Annotated in this window: 13 protein-coding genes; 5 read left to right on the forward strand and 8 right to left on the reverse strand. The window is 73.6% G+C overall.

Annotated features, from left to right (window positions below; genetic code table 11):
* Nucleotides 1–4: 4 nt before the first annotated feature.
* On the forward strand, nt 5–544 hold the full coding sequence (locus WME83_RS45215) for a hypothetical protein (RefSeq protein ID WP_437315914.1): 540 nt from the start codon (nt 5–7) through the stop codon (nt 542–544).
* A complete protein-coding gene (locus tag WME83_RS45220; RefSeq protein ID WP_437315915.1) occupies nt 541–1,467 on the forward strand; it encodes a 3-hydroxyacyl-CoA dehydrogenase family protein in 927 nt (308 codons plus the stop codon). The genes WME83_RS45215 and WME83_RS45220 overlap by 4 nt, the downstream gene beginning before the upstream one ends.
* Nucleotides 1,468–1,707: 240 nt before the next feature.
* On the opposite strand, the gene WME83_RS45225 is transcribed toward WME83_RS45220, so the two are convergent.
* Entirely contained in the window at nt 1,708–2,766 is a 1,059-nt protein-coding gene (locus tag WME83_RS45225; protein ID WP_437315916.1) for a hypothetical protein, read from the reverse strand.
* Nucleotides 2,763–3,959: a hypothetical protein gene (locus WME83_RS45230; protein ID WP_437315917.1), complete on the reverse strand. Its 1,197-nt coding sequence runs from the start codon at nt 3,957–3,959 to the stop codon at nt 2,763–2,765. Before WME83_RS45230 ends, WME83_RS45225 begins: the two co-directional genes overlap by 4 nt.
* 485 nt (nt 3,960–4,444) lie before the next feature.
* Between WME83_RS45230 and WME83_RS45235 the strand changes: the two genes are divergently transcribed.
* A complete protein-coding gene (locus tag WME83_RS45235) occupies nt 4,445–4,741 on the forward strand; it encodes a hypothetical protein (RefSeq protein ID WP_437315918.1) in 297 nt (98 codons plus the stop codon).
* Nucleotides 4,742–4,964: 223 nt separating this feature from the next.
* Here WME83_RS45235 and WME83_RS45240 read toward each other — a convergent pair whose 3' ends face one another.
* Nucleotides 4,965–6,386 (reverse strand): hypothetical protein, encoded by a 1,422-nt coding sequence (locus tag WME83_RS45240; RefSeq protein WP_437315919.1) that lies wholly within the window; start codon nt 6,384–6,386, stop codon nt 4,965–4,967.
* A 434-nt stretch (nt 6,387–6,820) separates the two neighbouring features.
* Between WME83_RS45240 and WME83_RS45245 the strand changes: the two genes are divergently transcribed.
* Nucleotides 6,821–7,576, forward strand: a complete 756-nt coding sequence (locus WME83_RS45245; protein ID WP_437315920.1) for a hypothetical protein — start codon at nt 6,821–6,823, stop codon at nt 7,574–7,576.
* A gap of 468 nt (nt 7,577–8,044) precedes the next feature.
* Here WME83_RS45245 and WME83_RS45250 read toward each other — a convergent pair whose 3' ends face one another.
* The 5 genes from WME83_RS45250 to WME83_RS45270 form a co-directional block, all read right to left on the reverse strand.
* Entirely contained in the window at nt 8,045–8,695 is a 651-nt protein-coding gene (locus tag WME83_RS45250) for a tetratricopeptide repeat protein (RefSeq protein ID WP_437315921.1), read from the reverse strand.
* Nucleotides 8,696–8,849: 154 nt separating this feature from the next.
* Nucleotides 8,850–9,596 carry a hypothetical protein gene (locus WME83_RS45255; protein ID WP_437315922.1) on the reverse strand — a complete coding sequence of 249 codons (747 nt, stop codon included), beginning with the start codon at nt 9,594–9,596 and terminating at the stop codon, nt 8,850–8,852.
* A gap of 68 nt (nt 9,597–9,664) precedes the next feature.
* Nucleotides 9,665–10,642 (reverse strand): pseudouridine synthase, encoded by a 978-nt coding sequence (locus WME83_RS45260; RefSeq protein ID WP_437315923.1) that lies wholly within the window; start codon nt 10,640–10,642, stop codon nt 9,665–9,667.
* A gap of 7 nt (nt 10,643–10,649) precedes the next feature.
* Nucleotides 10,650–13,646 carry a PEP/pyruvate-binding domain-containing protein gene (locus tag WME83_RS45265; RefSeq protein ID WP_437315924.1) on the reverse strand — a complete coding sequence of 999 codons (2,997 nt, stop codon included), beginning with the start codon at nt 13,644–13,646 and terminating at the stop codon, nt 10,650–10,652.
* Nucleotides 13,643–14,656: an alpha/beta hydrolase gene (locus tag WME83_RS45270; protein WP_437315925.1), complete on the reverse strand. Its 1,014-nt coding sequence runs from the start codon at nt 14,654–14,656 to the stop codon at nt 13,643–13,645. The genes WME83_RS45265 and WME83_RS45270 overlap by 4 nt, the downstream gene beginning before the upstream one ends.
* A gap of 151 nt (nt 14,657–14,807) precedes the next feature.
* Between WME83_RS45270 and WME83_RS45275 the strand changes: the two genes are divergently transcribed.
* The gene (locus WME83_RS45275) at nt 14,808–16,409 is read left to right on the forward strand and encodes an amino acid permease (RefSeq protein WP_437315926.1); all 1,602 of its coding nucleotides are present in this window, start codon (nt 14,808–14,810) and stop codon (nt 16,407–16,409) included.
* The last annotated feature ends 5 nt before the right edge of the window (nt 16,410–16,414 follow it).

The following is a 16,414-nucleotide window of genomic DNA, read 5'->3' on the forward strand; positions in this document are numbered from 1 at the left end:
GCGCATGAGCACGGCCCATCAAGAGGCTCACGCGGCCGCGGCGCACGGCGTGAGCGACCACCACGGCTTCGACGGGGAGCCCGCCCGCGCGCTGCCGGCCGACGAGCCGCCCACCCCGAACTGGGTCCCCGCGCTGGGGCTCGCGGTCTTCGCGGTGGCGGGCGTCCTGTTCCTCGCGATGAGCGGCGACGGCGACGCCGCGGATCAGGCCGCGCCGGCCGGCGCGCGCCCGGTCCCGGCCGACGCCCGTCCGGCGGCCGCGGCGGGGGCGCGCCCGGCGCCCGCGCGCCCGGCGCCCGGCGCCGACGCGCGCCCGGCGGGGGCGCGCCCGGCCGCGCCGACCGCGCCCGAGCCGGGGCCGGCCGGGGGGGCCATGCGCGCGGCGCCTGGGCACGAGGGGCACGACCACGCCGCGGCCCCCGCCGCGCCGGGCTCGCCAAACCTGCGCAAGCTGACGCCCCAGGAGGTCGAGGCGGTGCGCAAGCGCATCGAAGGGCGGCAGAAGGGCACCTCGAACGCGCCGCCGCCTGCTCCGCCGAAGTGAGCGCGAAGGTGGTGGACAACGCCGCCGCGCGGATGCGCACGGTGCTCGTGCTCGGCGCGGGCACGATGGGCCAGGGGATCGCGCAGGTCACGGCGGTCGCCGGCTATGTGACGCGCCTCCACGACGTCGACGCCGCGCGCGTCGGCGCGGCGATCGAGGACATCAAGCGCGCGACCGATCGCCTCGTGCAGAAGGGCAAGATGCTCAACGAGGCGCGCAGCGAGATGATCGGGATGCTCGTCGCGTCGCCGGATCTCGCGCGCGCGGCGGCGGACGCCGATCTCGTGATCGAGGCGGTGCCCGAGCAGATGGACCTCAAGGTGGAGGTGCTCGGCCGGGCGAAGGCGGCGGCGCCGGCGGGGGCGCTGCTCGCGTCGAACACGTCGAGCCTGAGCATCACGGAGCTCGGCCGCCGTCTCGGGGCGGGGGCGCGCACCATCGGCCTGCACTTCTTCAACCCGCCGCCGGTGATGGAGCTGCTCGAGGTGGTGCGGGGGCTCGAGACCGAGGAGTCGACGGTGACGGCGGCGCTCTCGGTGGCGAGGCGCCTGGGCAAGGCGCCGATCGTGGTGAACGACACGCCCGGCTTCGCGACGAGCCGGCTGGGCGTGGCGCTCGGCGCCGAGGCGATGCGGATGCTGGAGTCCGGGGTGGCGTCGGCGGTGGACATCGATCGGGCGATGGAGCTCGGGTACCGGCACCCGATGGGGCCGCTGAAGCTGACGGACCTCGTGGGGCTGGACGTGCGGCTCGCGATCCTGGAGCACCTCCACCGCGAGGTGGGGGAGCAGTTCCGGCCGCCGGTGATCCTGCGGCAGATGGTGCGGGCGGGGAGGCTCGGGAAGAAGACGGGCGAGGGGTTCTACCGGTGGACGGAGGCGGGAGCCCAGCCCATCGAGGGCGGCGGCTGGCGGCGGGGGTAGAGAGCGCAGCGGGTGTGCTCGGGGTCGAGCCCGTCCCCCCTCCACAGGTTGAGGCTGTCCTTCATCTGGTCGGCGAGCGGATAGCGGATGCCCACCCCCGGCCCGTGCTCGGCGCTCCGCGCCTGCGCGCGGTCCGCCCCTCCCTAATCGCGCGCTCCGCGCGCTCAGGGAGGGGTGCGCCGCCGGGTACCTGCGGCCCGGGTGTGAAGTCCGGAGAAGCGAGGGGGTGCACGACCTGCGTCAGGACATCAGGCCGAGCACGAAGAGCGCGTCGGACCAGAGCGGCCAGAGCGTCCGGTAAGGGTGGGTCGCCAGAACGACGCCGCCGCTCGGGAGGCGCCGGACGTGGAAGGGGGCGTGCTCCTCAAGGAAGCGGACATGCCCGGGTGACGTGATCTTTGCCCTGAATGCGGGCGGCCCTTCGCCCTCGGCTGCCTCCCCGAGCTGACGGAGCAGCTCCATGATCTCGTGCGCCTGAGGCTCGGCGGCACGCCACGCGTCGTCGGGCACCGCCGCGGCCTCGAGCGCTTCGAGCAGCGTGGCCGGCGGCGTCGCGAGCGCCTTCAGCACCGTTTCGCGCGAGAGGGATCGCGTGAGCTCGCTGCCGCCTTTCATGGGCACGCGCGCGCCGCGCGGCGCGGCTTCCACCTGCGCGCAGAGCGCTTCCAGCGACATGCCCGCGATGCGCGAGACGCTCTCCTTGTCATGAAGGCTGACCCACGAGAGGGCGAGGTCGCGCGCGAGCTCCGCCGCGTTCGCGTTGTAGGTCGCGCACATCGCGACCGGGGCGAGCCAGTCCTCCTTGTCCGTGCAGGCGCCGGTCGGCACGCGCCCGCTCGCGTCCGGCGCGCACAGGCGGAGCAGGAGGTCCTCGATGTCACCCTGAACCAGATGATGGGCGACCGCGGCCTCGGCCTCCACCGAGCGCGGGCCGCCGCCCACGGGGATCTCGTAGGGGTAAAAATCCCGCTTGCGTTCGCCTGCTTCCATCCTGAGAGGGCCGTATGGATGGCGGCGTTCGCTTTCTTCAGGGTAGCACGCGAGGCTGAAAATCATGGCGCGCTCGGATTCGCGGAGCATCATGCCGGACAGAACGTGAGCGCTCATCTGTCCTCCAAAGTGGGCGCGCACCATGGCAAGCACCTCGTCGATGGAGCGGGTCTCGCACGATATTGTCGCGCTCATACCCAGGCTGGTGAGAGCCCCTGGGACGACCAGCGCGGACAGCGCCGCCGCGAGCGCATCAAGCCGTTCTGGCTCGTCACACCAGGCGAAGAATTGAGGTCCTGAGCAGCTCATAGCCGGATCACCATGATGAATTTGTCAAAACCATCAAGAACAACGGTCTTTCCAGCATCCGAATCGAATAGGTAACCGTCCTTGACGGTGAACTTCTTCGGATTGAACTCCGCCCCCGGTTCCATGATGAGCTCGACCCGAGCCACGTCTCCATCGAGCCTTTTATCCTTCAGCGCCTTCATCGCGTTCGAGAGCTGCTTGCGCACCTTGAAGACGTCGATCGTTCCGCCCTTCGCTTCGCTCACGATCAGTTGATGCCCCCTGGATATCGACAGGAAGTCGGGCGCCACCCCCTCGCTACCACCAGGGCTTGAGTCCCTCGGAATCTTGAGCACATCGCGCACGCCATCGTCGCCGACCCCGATGAGCGACCTGCCGTCGTCCACGAGGAACTTCGCCGCCTTTTTCTCGAAGATGTCCACATCAAACTTGGTGATCGCCCCGGTGAGCGTCTTGTACCCCCTGACGCGGTTCGTCTTCACGATCTGCGCGAAGGCCTCCTCGATCTCCGCGATCTCCCCGGCCACCCGGATCGCCGACGGCCTGAGCCCCCCGCTGGTCTTGACCACCCGCCACATCGGCCCGACCGCCCCGAGCCCGAAACCCACCCCCGAGAAGATCCGCTCCTCGTCGCTCAGCTCCCGCCCGCCAGGCAGGCAGAACGCCTTCCCCGTCACCGCCTCGCACAGGTCGAGCGCCGGCCCCACCACCGGCACGAACCCCACCCCGATGCGCGTCGTCGCGTGCACCAGCGTCTGCATCACCTCCGCGTACGCCTCGACGCCTTCGCCGACCGTCGACATCGCCCCCGCGAACGCGCTGATCGTCTGGTAGAGCTGCGTCTGCTCCAGGTCGAGCCCGTCCCCCCTCCACAGGTTGAGGCTGTCCTTCATCTGGTCGGCGAGCGCATCGAACCGCGGCTTGAGCACCGTATCCACCTGGGCCCGCAAGTCCGCCGGCACCGGCGAGTCCTCGAACCAGTCCGACCCATCCATGAACTGCCGCACGAACGCGGTGATCCGGTTCTGCGCGTTCAGGAACGCGTTCGTCTCCGCCAGCGACACCCCCCTCCGGTCGCGCAGCGCGATCTCCAGCGCCGCGCTGTTCGCCCGCCACGCCCGCACGTTCGCCACGAAGTCTGCCCGAAGGACCACCACCCCGCCGCTCACGTCCGCTTCCAGCGCCGCGAGCACCGCGTCCGCGTATGCCGCATAGGGATCCCCCCCCCTCGTCGAACGCCCCGTCCACCTCCGCGATGTCCGGCACCTCGACCCACGGCACCTCGCTCTCCCCGAGCGCGTACGCCGCCGGGTCGTCCGGATCCCACCCCTCGGCGCGCGCGTCCTGCGTCGCCAGATCCGCCACCTCGTCCGCCTGCGCGCCGAACTCGTCGATCAACCGCGCGAGCTCGTCCTCGAGATCGCTGACGCTCTTCTTCAGATCGTCGACGAGCTGCTCCATCGCCGCCCGCGTCTCCGCGCCGACCGCGTCCTTGTACCGGTCCAGGATCGCGTCGAGGTCGGTCCGCGAGATCTCGTCCAGCGGCCCGCCGACCAGGTCCTTCAGCTCGGTGTCGAGCTGCTGGAGCAGGTCCATCTTCTCCGCCAGGCGCTCCACCCGCGGCGCGTTCCCCACGAGCGCCTTGCGCTCCTTGGCGAGCTCGGCCAGCAGGATCTCGATGTCGCGCGCCAGCGCCGGGTTGATCTGCGCGAGGCTCAGGTTGAGGGTCGTGTCGCCGGAGAACGCCACCCCGCGGCGCCGGATATCGAAGAGCGGCTTGTTCAACCCGAGCGGCACCGACACGAGGTTCACCACCTCGCGCGCGTCGACGCAGGTGTTGTCGCCCCCCTCCCTGCTGACGTGGAAGTGGAAGTCGTTCATGCCCATCCCGAGCAGCACCGAATCGAACGCCGCCTCCATCCGGTTGCTCTCCGAGCCGTCGTCATGGAACGCGAACTCGCCCGGGACTTCGTAGGTGGGAAGCGGCGTCTGGTTCACGCGGAAGTACGCCGCGCCAGGGACGGCGAGCTCGGGGGTGAGGCACCCCGGGTTGAACTGGGTGGAGACCCAGTCGAGGGTGTACGGCGTGCCGGCCCACGCGAACGAGGGCGCCACCAACGCCACCGCGGTGATCAGCGCGACGAGCTTCTGCAGCGCCGCGGCGCTCCCGCCAGGCCGCGCAACGTCCTTGGAGCCTCTCATGTCCCCTCCGCGCCGCGCACCGCCGCGTCGTACACGATCGCGGCGCCCTTCACGTCGCCCGCCTCGAGCCTCGCCTCGACGGCGTCGAGCGCCGCCGCGGCCATCCCCTTCTCCCGCAGCGTCGCGAGGCCCGCCGCGATCTTCTGCGGCAGCCCCGTCCTGAGCTCGGCCTCCGCGGCGTCGAACCGCCCTCGAAGCTCTGCGCACCCGGCCTCGCGCCACGACGACGCCGCCGCGTCGCAGAGCGGCCGCAGCTGCACCAGCGCCGAGAGCTCCCCGCACCGCTCGGCCAAGAGCGGCAGCCCGAGCTTCTCGCTCACCGGCGGCGCCGCCGACAGCGCCGCGACCTGCGCGCGCGCACGCTGCGCGAAGGCGTCCGATGCCTTGCGGGTCCGCGCCCCTGCGACGGCCTCGCGCGCCCCCTCGTCCATCTGCAGCACGCGGAGCGCTTGCCGGCGCAGCGCGATGCCGCCGAGCAGCGCCGCCGCGGTCGCGTCGCTCCGGGCGACACGCCCCTGCACGTAACCCAGCATCGCGTTCAGCGAGCGCAGCGCCCCCGACGTCGTGTCCGGCAGCACCGCGCCGTGCGTGGCGAGGAGCTCCCTGTGCGGCGCCATCGCCTCGTCGAAAGAGGCCGCGAAGACCTGGAGCGCCGCCGACGACCTCAGGATCTCCGCGGTGAGCTCGCCGGGCGCGCGGCTCGCCTCGCGCGCCGCCGCGAGCACCGCCTGCTCCACGCCGTCGAGGCCGTCGATGTCCGAACGCGACGCCTGCTCCGAGAGCGCCGCGTACGCCGCCGTCTCCGCCGCCTCGGTCGCGCGGTACCCGGCGAACCGCGCCGCGACGCCCGCGTACTTCGATTGCAGCGGGGCGGCGTCGCTCCGGGCCTGGTCGAAGATCGCCTGCACGGCCGCCATCGCCTGCCTGTCGGCCGCGAGCGCGGCGACGAGCGGCTCCCTCTCGGCGCTGGCCTTGTCGATCATCGCCGCCTTGAAGTTGCCGGCCGCGTCGACCGGCGCCTGCGCGAGCAGCGCTCTCTGGCGGTCCGTCGCCTCGTCGAGCAGCGACGCGAGCTTGCCCGCGAGCGTCGCCCGCAGCGACTCGGCGTTCCTCGCGTCGTCCCGCACGTGCTCGATCATCTCGTCCACATGACCGAACCAGACGTCGAGCGAGTAACTGCTCGCGACGATCTCATCCAGCGCCTTGTTGCTCGGCCACGTGGCCCACATCTCGATCGGCAGCGCGCCGTCCTTCTCGGCCTGGCTCCACGCGGCGCCGGGGCCCAGGTTCTCGCCCACGCAATGCTGCTCGCCGCCCTCCGCCACCGCGCAGAAGCTCCCAAACGTGTGATCCTCCCGCTCCCACAAGCACCCTGACCCCACCGCGCCGAGCGCCACCAGGGCAGCTACGGCCGCCACGAGGATTGCCTTCGGTCGCCTCGTGTTCCTTCTCATCTCCATTCCCTCCACCCTGCAACTTTTCTCAATGGCGCACGCTCGCCCGCAGGCCCACCGGATGCAAGCGTCCATACGGGGGCAGTAGGACATTGCTCAGCCCAGCAAGAACGCTCCGGGACCTCATCGCTACGTCCTTGGTAGAGAGGCACCGGTGCGCTTGACCGGACGGAGCACGGGAACGCGCACGCGCACGCGCACGAAGAGGAGCACGGGAGACGGGGACGAGAGGCGGATCCGATGCCAGCCCCCGAACACGAGCATCGCCATGGTCGGCGCAGCAAAAAACCGACGGCAGCGAGAGCACCAAAGCCCTTTTCAACTGCCCCGATTCCCATTGTATCTTCTCGATTCATTGCCGCCGCCCGGCTTTGCCGGCCGGCAGGGAGGGAATCGACATGGACTATTCGAATGAGGTCCTCGAGGCCACGCCCGAGCGCGTCACCAAGTTCCTGGTGGGGATAGGCGCCGTCGCCGCGATTCGCACGTTGATGGCCGAGGCGGGGATGACCGATGACGACATCGTGGAGGGACGCACGCTCCTCCTCGACGTCCTCGCCGCGCCCCGGAAGGGCGGCGCGGCGCCCGATACCGCGGATGCCAGGGCGCAGCGCGCCGCGACCACGGAGCTCGACCAGTGGGACGAGCCCAACTTCGCTCGTTATGGCGCCGCGCTCCGCCGGCGATTCCCCGACGTGCACGCCTACGTCTTCAAGGACCTCTCGGCCTCCACGGGCACCGCCGCGGTCCAGGGGATCGCCACCTTCCTCGCGCGGCTCGACGCCCTCGAGAGCGGCGCCGACCCGGGTCGCGCCGGAACCAAGCAGAGCGACAAGAAGGCGGTCGCCTTCCTCGGCCCCCGCGGCCTCGACAAGGCAGAACGCAAGCGCCTCCAGGGGCTCGTCGACGTCGCGCTCGGCCCGACGTCACCTCTGCCCGAGCAGACCGAGCGCCCGGAGACCGCGCGCCGGCGCGAGGCGCTCGTGAAACTGCGCGGCTGGTTCGACGAGTGGTCGACCACGGCGCGCGCGGTCATCAAGAAGCGGGGTTACCTCATCCGCCTCGGCCTCGCGAACCGCAAGGCGCCCCAGCGCAAGACCCCCGCCGAGCCCGCCGACGCGCTCGACGACGCCGACGCGACCGAGCTGGAGTAACCTGGCACATTAACGAGGGCTTCCGGCGCGCGTCCGGGACCTTCCGACGCGCTCCGGAAGCTTCCGTCGCCGAAATGAAGCCCTTCGGCGCGCTCCGGAGCACGACGTTTCGCGTACTTAGGAGCGCCGGCCCTGCTCCCGACGCCATCCGGCGTCCGCCGGAGGTCGAATTTCCGGCGAATTTCGCGTCCCGCCCGGCGGCGGAAGCTTCCAGCGCGCGGCGGAAGCCTTCGTTCCCGTGACGGAAGCCTTCGTTCCCGTGACGGAAGCCTTCGTTCCCGTGACGGAAGCCTTCGTTCCCGCGACGGAAGCCTTCGTTCCCGCGACGGAAGCCTTCGTTCCCGCGACGGACGCCGATGGGTCGAGATTCCTTGGCGTCCTTGGAGCCTCGGCGGTTCCCGAAGCGCCGCGCTCCCCACGGAGGCGCATCCCACGGACGCCGCGCGCAGCCGCGGGCGCGCGAACCGGCTACCGGTTCAGCTTGTCCTTCTTGGCGTTCTCTTCGGCCTCTTTCTGGCGCTCGGCCTCGCGCTGGACGATGCGCTCCTTGACCGTGGCGTAGTCCTTCTCGTCCTTCACCCGCCGATCGATCTGCTTCTGCCGCTCGGTCGCCGTCGCCGGGTAACCGCCCGCCTTGGGATTGCTGGTCAGGTACGCGGCGTAGGCGCCCCACGCCTCCCGCGCCGCCTGCCAGTTCTTCTGGCGCTCGCGAAGATCCGCGAGGCAGAAGAGCACCTTGGCCTGAAGCTCCTCCGAGCCCTTCTTGCCGAGCGCCGTCGTCCAGGCCGTCTCGGCCTCCGCCGCATTGCCCGACTCGAGCATCGCCTCGCCGAGCCGGTAGAAGCCGAGCATCTTCGAGGGATCCTGCTTGATCGCCTCCTGGAACGCCGCGATCGCGCCGGGGATGTCGCGCGCCACGAACGACGCGTTGCCCTTCAGGATCTGCTCCGTGTAGGGGCTGATGCCGGTGTGCCCGCTTGGATCCTTGCGCGGCGGAGCGGCAGCGGCCGGCGCAGCCTCCGGCGCCGCAGGCGGCGTCTGCTGGGCGGCCGCGGGGGAAGCAGAGACGACGACAGCGAGAGCAAGCGGCGCGATGACGGCGAGCGAGCGGTCCTGCATGCCCGCCAAGGTACCGCAGCCGCGGCCCGAAGGGGAAACCTTGCTGCACCGACGCGCGACGGTCCCCGCGGCCCGGAGGATGGCGCGCGGCGGCGCCCGACCCAGCACGCCGCGGACCTCGAACCGGCAATGCGTGGCCCGAGGGCCCGGCAGGCTACCTCCGCGGAGCCCTGAACGGGTCCGGCGGCTGCCCAGCATCCGGGCGCCCCGCGTCGACCGGCGGCCACCCGCCGTCCGGCACCCCCGCGTCCGTCGGCGGCCACCCGCCGTCCGGGCGCCCCGCGTCCACCGGCGGCCACCCGCCATCCGGCGGCCCCGCATCCATCGGCGGCCACCCGCCGTCCGGGCGCCCCGCGTCCACCGGCGGCCACCCGCCATCCGGTCGGCCCGCGTCCGCCAGCGGCCTCCCGCCGTCCGCCGGCAGGCCGCCGTCGACCGCCGCCGGGCTCTGCGCGCTCAGCGATACAAGCCGGCCGTCCGGCTCCGGCGGCCAGAGGAAGCGCTCCTCCGCGCCCGTCTTCCGGTCGACGAGCTTGGCCCAGCTCGCGCGCGGGTTGTCCGCCATCTGCACGCGAAGCCGCGTCGTCACCCCCTCGTCGAACGCCGGCCGGCGATAGAGGATGTTCGTCGATCGCTCGGGCGCGTCGCCCGTGAGCGGCACGTCGAACCGGACCCGATCGAGCAGCTCCTGGCCGACGTACAGCTCGAGCGCGAACCGGCCCATCACGCGCGCCGTCGCCGCCGGCCGATCGAGCGTCACCGAGCGGACACGCGCGACCGACCCCCTGCCCTTCGCGTACTGCACCTCGAAGACCCACTGCTTCGCGCTGGGCCGCACGGCAGGGTCGGGCGCATACCCGGCGCGGGGCGGCGGAGCCTCGGGCTCCGCCAGGGCGATCACGCCGGCCGCAGCCAACGCGAGGCCGGCGAGGGTCGCCAGGGCGGCACGGGCGAGAGGGCGAGGCGAGGTCATCGGGCACCGGAGGGAGCCCCCGGCGGCGAAGCCGCCTCGGGCGTCCCAGTCAGCACCTCTTCCCACGCGGAGCCGTCGCCGTCGAGCGCCCCCCAGAGATCCCGCAGCTCGTCCGGGACCGGCGCGAGCGCCGCGCGCTCCTCGCCGGCCTCGTCCGGCACCGCGACGCGCAAGGCGTGCAGCGCGACGCGCGAGAGCGGGAGCACACGGCCCCGCGCCGTGGTCAAAGACCGCGCGCCGCCATGGTCGCGGTCGCCGAGGAGCGGCGCCCCCGCATGCGCCGCATGCACCCGGAGCTGGTGCGTGCGGCCCGTCACCGGATCGAGGCGGAGCAGCGTGGCCGCCGCCGCGCCGCCGCCGGCCGAGGCGACCGCGCGGTACCGCGTCGCCGCCTCCTTCGCGCCGGCCCCGCCCACCGCCGGCAGGCTGCGCCCGCGCGAGCGCGCCGCGCCGATGGGCGCGTCCCACGTGCCCGCCCCCTCGATCCGACCGCCGGCGATGCCGACGTACACCCGCGCGATGCGCCCCGCCTCGCGCATCGCCGCGAGGTGGCGCTGGCCCCGCGGGCCCGTCGCGCACAGCACCACGCCGCTCACGCCGACGTCGAGCCGCGAGGCCGCGTGCGGCGGCGCGCGCAGGCCGAGCAGCTCCGCGACCTCGGTGATCAGCGATCGCGTGCCCCGGCGCTCCGGCTCCGTCGGCAACGCGGCCGGCTTCGACGCGACGAGGATCTCCCCCCAGCGCGCCAGCACCTCGACCGGCGGCGCCCCCGGCGCGTCGCGCCGCGCCGGCCACACGGCGAGCTCGTCGCCAGGGGCCACCGCGTCGTCCGGCCGCGCCCGCCGCGCGTTCAGGAAGGCGCGCCCCTCCGCCGCCGCGCCCGCGAAGCCCCGCGACGCGCCGCCCAGGCGCTCGAGGACGTCCGCCACCGTGGGGCCGTCGGACGGGCCGACCCGGAAGCGCGCGGCCGTCATATGGGCGTCATTCGAGCGGCGCAGCGAGCGGCGCCGCGCCGTCGCCCTGCGCGCCGCCGGCAGCGCCGTTCGGCGACGGCGGCGCGGCGCGCTCGTCGCGTTCGTTCAGCCGCTCGACCACGCCGCGATCGCCGTCGACCCGCAGCCGGTCGCCCGTCTTGATGGCCAGCGTCACGCCGGGCACGTTCACCACCGCGGGGATGCCGTACTCGCGCGCGACGATCGAGGCGTGCGACATGGGGCCGCCGAGCTCGGTCACGACCGCGGCCGCCACGAGGAACAGCGGCGAGAGGCCGATGTCGGTCGTGCGCGCGACGAGCACCTCGCCCGGCGCCACCGCGTCGAGCGAGGGCGCGCCCGGCTCAAGCACGCGCGCCCGCCCCTCGACCACGCCAGGGCTCGCCGGCAACCCGAGCAGGCGGACCCCCGACGCGGGCGGCAGCACGACCGGCGGCGGCCGGCCGATGAACGTGGCCGGAGGATCGGGGCGCGCGGCGTCGCGCAGGTGCTCGGCGCGGCGCAGCCGCACGACGTGACCCACGTCGGCGCGGCCGCTGGAGAGCGCCGTCACGAGCTCCTCGTAGGTGCAGAAGAACACGCTCCCGGGGAGCAGCGAGGGCTCGATGCGGAGCAGGCGCCGGTCGATGTCGAGCGCGACCTTCCGCAGCATGCCGAGGACGCGGGTCACCCACGTGCGCATGCGCTCCCGCAGGCGCACGTAGCGCTGCGCGCGGCCGACCAGCGTGCGCAGGAGCGCGAGCTCCACCCGCGAGACGCGCGTCTCGAGCATCGCCATCTCCCGGTCGGCGAGCGCCCGCGCGCGCGCCAGGGCGCGCTCCGGATCGCCGGGCGCCCCGCGCAGCGACGCGGTGAGCATCGCGATGACCGGCGCCGGGTCCTCCCGCCAGCGCGGGGTCGCGAGCTCCGCCTCGCGCACGGCGCGGTCGCCGTACGCCTCGAGGAACCGCGCCAGGGCGTCGCGCGCCGGCCCCTCGGGCAGATCGCGCGGCCCCCTCACCTCGCCGGCGAGGAGCCGCTCGCGCGACGCGCGATCGAGCATGACGAGCTCGGCCACCCGGGCGAGCTCGATGCCCGGCCCCGCGCTGTCGAGCTCGCGCACGCCGCCCGCGAGCACCTGCGCCAGGTGCTCGACGTTGGTCTCCGCGCGCCCGGCCGGGCCGTCGAGGGGCGCCTCGCCCGAGGCCGAGCGCGCCGAGGCGCGGCGGCCCGCGACCCGCTCGAGCGCCTTGCACAGCGCGAGGTGGCTCGCGAGCGACGCCGACGCGCAGTGCAGCATCAGCGTGCCGGTCCGCTCGAGCAGCAGGAAGACGCTCCGCAGCGTGGTGCCGATGGCGTCGTCCGGCAGGAGCGTCATGTCGAGCTCGGAGAGCGCGCGCTGGGCCCAGAGCGCCTCGCCCTCGTAGGCCGCGACCTCGCGCTCGAGCCGCGCCTGCCGGAGGAGGAGCCGCGGCCCGGTGAGCGGCAGCCGCGCGTAGAAGCGGCGCCGAGAGACGCCCGCGCTCTGCTCGGCGAGCCGCGCGATGAGCTGGTCGCTCGCCCCGCCGCTCATGCCGAGCAGCGCCCGCGGCGAGAGCCCCGGGACCTGCGCCGCGATCTGCATGAAGGCGGTCAGGTTGAGGTAGAAGCGCCCGTGCACGTTGGCGACGAGGCGCGCGCCGCGCGGCACGCGGCAGCCGAGCGCGGCGAACGCCTCGCGGAAGCCGCGGTCGGAGAACGCGCGCGCCACCGACCAGGTGAGCGGCGTCGCCGCGCCGGGGAGCGCCTCGCCCACGTTCGCGCGCGACCAGATCGTGTCGGCGCCGCCCCCCTCGGGGAAGCCGCCGCCGCTCACCGGACGCACCTGGAGCAGCCACACCCGCGGCTCCGCCGGCGCGCCCTCCGACGCCGCCGGCGCGCCCTCCGACGCGCCGTCCTCCGCGAGGCGGCCGGGGTCCTCCCCCTCGACCGCGAACTCGACATCGAACGGGCCCTTGCCGCCCTGCTCGAGCCGCTCGGCGAGCTCGGCGAGCTGCTGCAGCGCGGCCTCGCCGAGCGCCGGCCGATCGGCGCGCGCCGCGGGCACCGCGACCTCCTCGAGCCCCGCCGCGCCCACGACGAGCGCGCGCCGCTTCTGCGCCACCGCCGACGCGACGACCTTGCCGCCGCCCCGCGCGATCCGGAGGGTGTCGGCCGCAACGGCGCCGTCGACGACCGGCGCGCCGAGCCCGAGCGTGGCGTTCACGAGCCGCTCGCCGGCGCGCCAGTGCTCGCCCTCGAGCCCGGGCGGGGGCGCGGTGAAGAGCACGCCCGCGGCCTCGGCGCGCACCATCACCTGCAGCACGACCCCCATCGCGACGTCGCGGACGCCGGCGTGCGCGAGGTACGCGAGCGCGCGCGGCAGGAAGGCGCTCGCCCAGACCTGCCGGATCGCGGCGTCGAGCTCGGCGTCGCCGCGCACGCCGAGCACGGACGTCGCGAGCCCCGCCATCGACGTCTCGTCGCTGTCCTCGCAGGTGGCGCTGGACCGCACCGCGAGCCCCCACGGCGCCTCCGGCGCGACGGCCTGCCAGAGCGCCCGCAGCGCGGTCGAGAGCGTCTCGGGCAGCGGCTCGCTCAGGATGCGGTCGCGCGCCCGCGCCGCCCGGTCGACGCCGACCTTCGTGCCCGAGAGCCGGATCAGCGTGGCGAGGTCGTGCCCGCGCGGCAGCTGCCGGTCGACGAGCTCGGTGAAGCACCGCGCGTCGAGCACCCAGCCGCGCGGCACCGGGAAGCCGTCGCGCAGCAGGCGGCCGAGCGAGGCGGCCTTGCCGCCGACGCGCTTCGCGCTGGTGCCGCGGCGCTGGCCGGCGCTCTCGAGCGGCTTCAGCCACTCGCGCACGGAGGGCGGGTCGGTCGCGCTCTCGGCGCGGGCGATGCGTGTCGGGTCGGCCACGTCGTTGCCGAGGAAGTAACACGGTTCGGCGGCCTGGTCAGGGGCTTGTGACGCCCGGGCCGCCTCGATCAAGGCGCGCGCAACCCGCGCTGGACGCGCTCGTGCCAGAGCACCATTTCCACGCCTCCGGGCCCGCGGTTCCAGGCATAGTCGTGCGGTCCGGGCACAATGAGCAGCTCGTGGGCGACGCCGTCCTGCCGCAGCCGATCGCTGATCGCCTGGATGGCGGGCAGGAAGGGGTCGGCCTCGCTCGACACGAGCCGCAGCGCGAGCGCGCGGCGCTCCATGGCCCGGCGCGCGAGGGCGGAGAACATCTCCGCCTCGCCCGCCCGCACCGCCGGCTGGAGGGCGCCGACCGCGCCGAAGACCTCGGGGTGCGACAGGCCGACGAGCAGCGCGAGGCGGCCGCCGAGGCTCACGCCGTCGATCCCGGTCGCCTCGCGCGCCGTGAGGCAGCCGCTCTCGGCGCGCGCCCGCGGCAGGAGCCGCTCGACGACGAAGCGCCCGAAGGCCGCGGCCCCCTCGACGGAGCGGTCGCGGAGGTCGGGCGTGAACGGCGTGGCGATGCACAGCCCGCGGTAGGGGTGCTCGCCGAGCGAGGCGTTGAGCTGCGCGAGCCGCTCGCGCGTGACCATCTGCCCGAGGTCGTCCGGCGTGAGCGGCGGCGCGAGGATCTGCTGGAGGGTCGCGTCGAGGTCGTAGTCGTCGCGCCACCCGCGCGCGCCGGCCTCGGGGCCGCGCACCGCCTCCCCGCGCCCGTGCAGCGCGACGAGCAGCGGCAGCGGCGCCGCGGCCTCGGGCGCGAGGAGCAGCGCGCGCTGCGGGCCTTCGCCCCCGTCGGCCGGCTCGAAGGCGAGCTCCTTCCAGCGGGCGGGGGCCGCCTCTGCCGCCGCGGGCCCCGGCGGAGGCGGCGAGCTCTTGCGACGGCACGACGACGCGGCGAGCGCGGCGAGGCCGAGCAGGGCGCGCCGGCGCGAGAGCGGGGGGATCGTCGTCGTGGCCATGCGCGGCGAGGGTAGCAGCGGGGCCATGCGGCCACCGCCGGCGGTCGCCGCACCGTGCTCGTCGTGGTTCCGGCTCATGCGCTAGGCACTCGCCGGCGCCCCCATGTACGCTCGTCGGCGCGGTGGGCTCCCCGGGAGGGGCGCGCACCGGCGTGGCGCGCCGATCCCGACGAGGCCCGACCGGCTCCGTCGGTCACGAGCGCAAGACCGTCGAGGAAAGGGACCGCTCATGAGCCGTGAGACGAAGGGGGACGTCGGGCCGCGCTCCGGCGACACACCGCACAGCGTGGAGGGCGTGATCGCCGAGGACGTGAAGACGCTCCACAGCATGGGCTATGCGCAGGAGCTCCTGCGCCGGATGGGGGGTTTCTCCAACTTCGCGATCTCGTTCTCGATCATCTGCATCATCGCGGGCGGCATCACCTCGTTCCAGATGGGGCTTTGCAGCGTCGGCGGGGCCGGCATCGGCATCGGCTGGCCGGTCTGCAGCGCGCTCTCGCTCTGCACCGCGCTCACGATGGGCCAGGTCGCGTCCGCGTTCCCGACCGCGGGAGGGCTGTACCACTGGGCCTCGATCCTCGGCGGCCGGGGCTTCGGCTGGGCCACCGCGTGGTTCAACCTGATCGGCCTCGTCACCGTCCTCGCGGCGATCAACGTCGGCGCCTACCTGTTCATCATGAGCTCGCTCGGCCCGCTGTTCGGCGTCGACATCGCGACGATGTCCCCGGATCAGGCCCTCTTGACGCAGATCGTCGGGGTCACGCTCATCACGGGGACACAGGCGCTCTTCAACCACCTGGGGATCCGCGTCACCACCCTGCTCACCGACTTCAGCGGATACCTCATCCTCGTCGTCTCGGTGATCCTCACGATCGCGATGCTCTTCTATGCGCCCCAGGTCGACCTCGGGCGGCTCGTCACGTTCACGAACTACAGCGGGGCGAAGGGGGGCGACGTGTGGCCGGAGACGAACAGCATGACGATGCTGTTTCTCCTGAGCTTCCTCCTGCCCGCGTACACGATCACCGGATACGACGCGTCGGCGCACACCTCGGAGGAGACGATCGGCGCGGCGCAGACCGTCCCGCGGGGCATCGTCCGGGCGGTGCTCGTCTCCGGCGTCTTCGGCTGGCTCATGCTGAGCGCGATCGTGCTCGCGATCCCCGACATGGACCAGGCCGCGTCGAAGGGCGGCGGGGTCTTCTTCTGGATCATGGAGAGCGTCATCCCGGAGAAGCTCCGGGTCGCGCTCTACGCCGGCATCTCGATCGCCCAGTACCTCTGCGGGCTGGCCACGGTGACGTCCGCCTCGCGCATGACCTTCGCGTTCGCCCGCGACGGGGGGCTGCCGCTCTCGGAGCAGCTCCGCAAGGTGAGCCCGAAGTTCCGCACGCCGGCGACCGCGATCTGGGTCGTCAGCGCGCTGACGATCGCCTTCACCGTGTACACGCCGGTCTACTCGACGATCACGGCCGTGTGCGTGATCTTCCTCTACATCTCCTATGTCATGCCCACGATGGCGGGCGTGCGCGCCTACGGCCGCACGTGGGTGACGATGGGGCCGTGGGACCTCGGCTCGCTGTACCGGCCGCTCGCGATCATCAGCGTCCTCGCGTGCCTGATGCTGATCGTGGTGAGCGTCCAGCCCCCGAACGACAAGGCCCTTGTCATCATGCTCATCGTGTTCGCGCTGACGGCGATCGTCTGGTTCGCGCTGGAGCGCCGCCGCTTCCAGGGCCCGCCGCAAGGGGTGATGATCCAGCAGCGAGCGCAGGAGATCGCGGAGGCGGAGCGCGCCGTCGGCCAGGCCGCCGCGGGCGGCGGACGGTAGCGACC

It is taken from the genome of Sorangium sp. So ce385, assembly GCF_051474135.1.
Lineage (GTDB): Bacteria > Myxococcota_A > Polyangia > Polyangiales > Polyangiaceae > Sorangium > Sorangium cellulosum_D.